Source organism: Consotaella aegiceratis (genome assembly GCF_036541425.1).
GTDB classification, from domain to species: Bacteria; Pseudomonadota; Alphaproteobacteria; order Rhizobiales; family Rhizobiaceae; genus Consotaella; species Consotaella aegiceratis.
The window spans coordinates 1-6,333 of sequence record NZ_JAZHFT010000089.1; the positions used below are offsets into that span (position 1 = coordinate 1).

At 52.4% G+C, this 6,333-nt stretch carries 5 protein-coding genes and 2 pseudogenes; all 7 read right to left on the reverse strand.

What is annotated here, in order from left to right:
- Positions 1 to 544, reverse strand: a pseudogene (locus tag SMD10_RS24660) (hypothetical protein); the annotation flags it as partial.
- Between the two features lie 18 nt (positions 545 to 562).
- Positions 563 to 862: a PAAR domain-containing protein gene (locus SMD10_RS24665; protein ID WP_331688379.1), complete on the reverse strand. Its 300-nt coding sequence runs from the start codon at positions 860 to 862 to the stop codon at positions 563 to 565.
- Positions 863 to 1,385: 523 nt separating this feature from the next.
- Positions 1,386 to 2,066: a hypothetical protein gene (locus SMD10_RS24670; RefSeq protein WP_331688380.1), complete on the reverse strand. Its 681-nt coding sequence runs from the start codon at positions 2,064 to 2,066 to the stop codon at positions 1,386 to 1,388.
- Between the two features lie 45 nt (positions 2,067 to 2,111).
- Positions 2,112 to 3,113, reverse strand: coding sequence for a hypothetical protein (locus SMD10_RS24675; protein WP_331688381.1), 1,002 nt, complete (start codon positions 3,111 to 3,113; stop codon positions 2,112 to 2,114).
- A gap of 163 nt (positions 3,114 to 3,276) precedes the next feature.
- Positions 3,277 to 3,612 (reverse strand): annotated as a pseudogene (locus SMD10_RS24680) (transposase); the annotation flags it as partial.
- 882 nt (positions 3,613 to 4,494) lie between these two features.
- The gene (locus SMD10_RS24685) at positions 4,495 to 5,271 is read right to left on the reverse strand and encodes a hypothetical protein (RefSeq protein ID WP_331688383.1); all 777 of its coding nucleotides are present in this window, start codon (positions 5,269 to 5,271) and stop codon (positions 4,495 to 4,497) included.
- Positions 5,243 to 6,333, reverse strand: a 1,091-nt coding sequence (gene tssI, locus SMD10_RS24690) for a type VI secretion system tip protein TssI/VgrG (protein ID WP_331688382.1), incomplete at its 5' end; no start/stop codon positions are given. The genes SMD10_RS24685 and tssI, both read right to left, overlap by 29 nt.

A 6,333-nucleotide genomic window follows, 5' to 3' on the forward strand; every position in this document is an offset into this window, starting at 1 on the left:
GTCGGGCTCCTTGTTGAAGAAGCCCGTCATGCTCTGCCCCTGCCGCACGACGCTCAATGCAGGCGCGACTTCGGCCTGTCTCCTCTAACCTCAACCGCGGGTGCCCTCCCGCGCAGCGGGTTCGTTCACCGACCCAAACGAGACGTCTGAAGCCCGCACAACGAAGGTCTGCTTTGAGCCCGGCGTAATTGTTGCCGGGCTCGAACTTCACCACCTTAACGGGTGGCAGGTAAACGCCAGTGATGCCGCTGGTGTTGTCGCTACGCAGGCACGTCGCCTTTTCGCGGTTGGTCATCGGCGGGAGAGCGTCCAGGACCGCATCCCGAAAAGCCCGCGCCTGATGAAACGCGGCGTCGGCCGACCCATAGGCGCTGTCCTTGAAGTGGCGAATGATATAGCGCCCCTGGCGCCGAAGATGGACATACCATCCATCGCTGATGGTGCCCTTAGCCAGCCGGCGCTTGACGCCGTAGAGGTTGTCGGGCGTGGTGCCCTCCAGTGAACTCAGCTTGGCCGACTCAGTTTCCGTTGCCGACCTCAACATTCTTCGCGGCACGCCCGATCAACCGCCGATCTCAACATCTGGCGATCCGGTCTCGGCGGCGCCGCCGCAGTCGATGGCGTCGCCGATGCGACCGGCGGGCCTGCCGTTGACGAACACCGTCGCCGATCCTTCCGCCAGCTTGCGGCCGTGTTCCGGCTTGGGGCAGGGTGAGCAGGCATGAGGCTCGTAGCTGTCGCCCACCCGCATCAGCGGCTTGCCGTTGACGAAGACGTCGGGGCTGCCGCCCGTGGCGGCAGAGGGCGGAAAGTGACAGGCGTGGCCGGAGCCGATATCGACTTGGCGGTGCGCTTTGGGCATGGAATATCTATCCGTATACAGAGTATCCGCAGGCGCGCGCTATATCTCGAAAATGGACGCCAGCACCAGAAGAATATTTTCCCTCAAGAAACCTGCCTTCTTTGAAGCTCCAATAAAATACCTTCTTATCATGAAATATACCGAAGTGTATTGGTATAGGCCAGGGATACCAGGTATTTATTTCATAATGATTAAATATATTTGAAATAAGAACTCGATCAGGCTTAATTATGAAAATACTATCGCTGCATTGAACTTTTTTAAATCGCGGACTAAAATAAGGCGTATACCCAATCGACTCACTAATATATTGATAATTATCGCCAAATTGCTCTTTTGCATGAATATAGATATATATATATGCAGAAATCATGAACATTAAATATAAAACAATAGCTAATATTAAAAAAAATCCTCGCAAGTTTAATGCGTTTCTAACTGAATGGAACATTATTTTGGTCTTGTTGGCCGGCAACTCATAGGGGACTTTCTGCTTGGGGTTGGGGACGAGGCCGGTTCGGAATTACTCGAGTGCTTCGAGAACCCGGTCCGTCATGTCCCGCATCCGCGCGGCGCCCTGCGGCGAGAGCAGCAACTGATCCATCATGTGACTTTCTTCATTCATATTTCCGATTCGGACCGTGATGATGTAGGTGACCCCACCCATACTCAGCAGCTTGCGGCCGCGCATGATGAGCTTGCTCGCGTCCTTAATGTACTTCTTCGTCATCTGCTCGGCGGCCGACTTGGCAACGCCTTTCCCGGGAATGTCACCAGCCTTGATGGCGATATAGTAGATGGTCCCCCAATTCTCATTGCTGTAAAGGCCGGGCTTATCGCCGCCGCCGGCCATCAGCCTATACCTGACGACGCTATCCGTGCTTTGAAGAGAGAACTGACTGACTACGTAATCCCATGCCGCGTTCGGATGGAAGACGTAAAGGTTGCCCGGCGGCAAGGCTAAACCATCTCCCTGGGTCCGCACGGTAAAGGTCACAGGAACAGGTTGGTCGTGTGAGATGAACTGCGACGAGCCGACGGCGTAGTTCTTCAGGTCGCGCAGTTGGATGCCATCGGCGTCGCGGCCCTTGCCGCCCTCGAGGGCACGCTCATTCAGGAACTCGCGCCAACCTGCCGGCGTCGAGAAGTCGAAGTCCGACTGCGACAGGAAGCGGTTCAGTTCGGCCTGGCTGATCTCCACCATGTATCTGCCTCACGATGCACTACTCGACCCGAAGTTCATACGGTTTTAGTCATGAGCGAACGAGCGCAAGCGCTCGGCGATTGATGGCGAAATAAACGCGATGTCGTCAGCATTTCTCAGTGCAACGTCTGGCGGAAGTGTGAATTCGCTATCCTGGACGCGCCGATAATAGCGGACGACGTCCGCACTGCTAAACGCGCTTTGCTCGGAGATCGCCTTTAGCAGACCCGTGCAACTCGCTGCCGCCTCAAGACCGGTCTTGACGACAGCATTAATCTGCATGGTCGGGCTGCAGGATGAATCGATCATGCCGAACTTTCGCAACGCCTGCACGAAGACAAGGTTCTGCAGCGAGGTATCGCACTTCTCCGCCTTCGCCATAAAGGATGCAGGATCATTGGCATAAGCGAGCTTGTTCGCCTCCATCTCCTCCACATCGCAGGCATTAAAGGTCGCGGGCGGCGTCCCGCAGTCCGCTTCGCTGCAGATCCGGAGAAAGTTTTCGCGGGTCTTATTGCTCTGCCAGACCGGAAGGAACATCGCGTAACGCTTCCTGTCGGACGGCTCTGCGCTCGTGTCCTGTCCAGTTGTTGCGGCCTGCGAGGCCAACGCGAAATCGCGCACGCGTAGGGCCTGATCGGCCAAATCCGGGTTCTCGTCGGCGAATATCTGGAGAACGCTGCCGAGCGAACGGTCGGTGCTGAAGAAACCGTGGTCACCCTGGTCGACCTGTTGCTCCAGCGCGAGCATCAGGTCGTTGCTTTCGAATTGACCAACAAGCACCGAAGGATAGCCGGCATCAAGAAGGATCACGGCATTCTCGCGCTTGCCGGTCGCCGCCATGGCCTTGGCGCAGTCCGCATCCACGAGAATGGCGGCTCCGGCCTGATCCTGCTTCGCGGCAAGAGTCGCGATGGCATCCATCTGCGTGCACGCGGCTGCCTCGGCCGATACGGGAGGACCCGCTAACGTCAGGAGCGCTGCGACCGGCAGGACCATCAAGTGCTTCAAGCCGCCCATCGACAACGATCTGCCGATATCATTCATTGAGATCAATGCGATTGCCCTTTATCTTGATATCCACCCCTTCGATAATGATCGTGCCGTCGCGCTTTAGAACGAGGTAGGATTTCCCGCATCGGACCTCGAAATCTTCCTTGGCATGGATACGCTTTGAACCGCCGATGCTCTCGTACGAGCTGAGGTGGATGCGTTCCAGCTTTTGGGCGCCCACGGTCAGCGTGTGGCGGAAGACCTCCTCGCCGCAGAAGAGCTGAAAGTACGGATTCTCCAGCCAGCGATCGCACAGCGCCTCGTCGGAAAGGGCGTGCATCGCCTTCAGGATCGCCAGCCCCGCCATCAGCCGCGTCGCCAGCGGCGGATGGCCGGGCGCATCGGTGTAGGCCGCCCCCAGCCGCTCTTCCAGAAAGCGCCAGTCGATCGCCCGTGCGAGCCGGACGAGCGCGTGGTCCAGGTCGACGATCTGGTCGAGCCGGGCGCGGAAAAGATCGCTCTGCCCGCTGTCCCGCCGTTCCTTCGGACGCATCGCCAAGCTCCCCATTCATTGATCCGGGAGCCATGGAATCACGCTCTCTACACGAACGCAATTTGCAAGTTTATCCGCCCACAGCCGGCCGAAACTGGCAAAAACAAAATCTTCGCTGCGGCCGATTATTCCTTCTGTTCAATGCCTTCGCCATTCTTCACAGACGACTAAATACAGTCTTCGTTGTCCGACAACTGTATAGCTATCGACTGTATGTCTGACATCCAACTTCCTAGTTCGAGACGGTATATACCATGCAGTCAAAACGAACTACGATTCCAGCAAACGTGTTTCTATTTACCACATCAAATGCTAGATATATATTGTTGTTTATAGTACAGGGAACCACGTGCTCATAGATGCTAGCGTTCGAAAAGTTAAACGATATAACATTAGTGTCGTCGCCGTAACATGATCGTTCACATTGGATTTGCTTTAAATCAATTTCATAAATCGAGTCCAAAAGATACGGATTACCCCGACCTTGAATTGCATTATTAAGAAGACCGATTGTACTCCCGGCAACGCTATCGGTGGGCACTCTTGTTTCGGACTCTGGCGCATCCGTCATCGAGTGGATACTGGGCTTTGTGCCGATAAATCTAATCAGGATTAGATCGTATTCCTTTTCTACCTGCCAGATCTTTATAAACTTACTGTATCGTTTAAATGAATCAGGCGGTATCACGTCATCCACAATGACCCAGCCCGAATAAGTGACTTTGCTCCCAATGGACAAAATACCTTTGGAAGGCGCATAGTTATGTGTTTCAGCGGACAGGCTGGTCGCCCCATCCGCTCCTGAGCTCAACGAACTGTTTGGCTCTGTCAGAACGACCTCGCCTGCTCCGAAAGGATAAATTGGTCTAAGCGCGTTATCTGTCACGGCTGTATTCCCTTGAATAAAAGATCATACTGCGGGATAAATCTATCACCCAGGATAAATAGGCCATTGTTGACCTCCAATTTATCACAGTTATGATACTTACAATAGTATTCTTTACAAACAGGCATCGTTAGCCCATCGGGATATCGCTCGTCAACGAATATACTTCTATATGTTCGATCGCTTTTGAATATATTCCGACTGTCGTCATAATCACAAAACAATGGAGTTTTCACTAAAGATGCCTTTACCGTTTTCGATAAGCTTTCAAACAAATCTCTATTACACCCTTCATCACGGCCGCAAGCGATTATGCTTAACGTAAATGCTTGCTCAGCTCCACTAATAGCCGGTGCGGCGGCTGCAACCTCGGCGGCTACATTACCGCTAACATAATCAGAATAAATTGAATAAAAACTATTTTTCATCCCCAGGGAGTATCTCCACATTTCAACGTATAGTTTGGATAGATCTGATGTTGGTGATTTGCAGGCTTCGATGTGAACCTTAATGGTCTCCACTGAGTTGTAATAATTACAAATATTTGGAAAGTTTAAGCTAACCGTATTTATATTGGCTTTTCCTATACACATCATGTCGACAAACTTAGGAGCAATTGTTCGGCAGGCAGAAACGATGTTATTTTCATCATTCTGCGAAAGCGGCGTACTAGTTTGTGCGTATACATCTACGCCTAAGGGTATAATTAACGATAACGCCGGTATGAATCCCAAGACCCATGCTTTAATTAAGGTCAATCTTCGGAGAAACATGAGTTATGCTCTCTTTTCCGTTTATCTTGATTGAGGTTCCATTAATATCTATTTCCCCGCTTTTTTTCATAATAATTTCTGATTCGCCGCATTTAATAACAAGCGCGGTCGCAGCACCGATAGCTACCGCTTGATTCGCGAGAATATGAATATCTCTATTGCTAGAGACAGTATATTCGTTTCCCGAAATGGCCGAAAATCCATTTTCATAGCTGCAATGGGCATTTCCAGAGACATTAAGAGTGTAATGCCCGGCCGAGTCTGTTGATATATCTCCCGAAACGACTGTTATTAATGAGCCCTGAGTATGGTCTTTTGATAAATCTGTATTTAATGATAGTAGATCAAATGGCAAATGGAAGTTATTTCGGCTCACAAATTCCTTGGATAAAACTGATAGCACCGCATTTGGATTGCCAACGAGTTGGTAAAAATTCCGGCCTGTCGAAATTGAATAGCTTTGGTTGATATATGTATCAGACCAGCCAAGAACAGACTTAGTTTCATTTCTACCAACCTGAGTATGATGATTACCATTAGCGTATTGAATATAGTTGTTCTTGATGCCGATATGCATATCCTTCTGAGCCTGAATAAATATTTCTTCGATTCCTTTCTCATCCTCGAAGGTAATCTCGTTGAAATTTCCTGGCTCGCGATCTTTATGGCTGTCAGTCCGAAACGCGCTCTTGGTCTTATTCGCCGGCAGCTCGTAGGGCACCTTCTGCCTCGTATTGGGCACCAGGCCGGTGATGAGCGGTCGGTCGGGGTCGCCGTCGATGTAGGAGACCATCGCCTCCATGCCGATCCGCGGGATGATCTGACCGCCCCAGGTGCCCCCCGCCCAGGCCTGGCTGACCCTGCACCAAGTCGTATCCGAGCCGTCCTTCTTCGCCCGCCGGTCCCAGGGAAACCACAGCTTCACCCGGCCGTATTGGTCGCAGTGGATCTCCTCGCCCTCGGGACCCGCCACGATCCCCACTTGCGCCCCCTCGATGCGCGGGCGCTTCGTCGCACGGTGCGGCGTCAGGGGCACGCGCGAGGGCACCGCCTCGAAGCTGT

Excerpts from the sequence above, each read along its gene's own strand:
- SMD10_RS24665 (WP_331688379.1), bottom strand. The coding sequence starts at position 862 with ATGCCCAAAGCGCACCGCCAAGTCGATATCGGCTCCGGCCACGCCTGT.
- SMD10_RS24670 (WP_331688380.1), bottom strand. The coding sequence starts at position 2,066 with ATGGTGGAGATCAGCCAGGCCGAACTGAACCGCTTCCTGTCGCAGTCG.
- SMD10_RS24675 (WP_331688381.1), bottom strand. The coding sequence starts at position 3,113 with ATGAATGATATCGGCAGATCGTTGTCGATGGGCGGCTTGAAGCACTTG.
- SMD10_RS24685 (WP_331688383.1), bottom strand. The coding sequence starts at position 5,271 with ATGTTTCTCCGAAGATTGACCTTAATTAAAGCATGGGTCTTGGGATTC.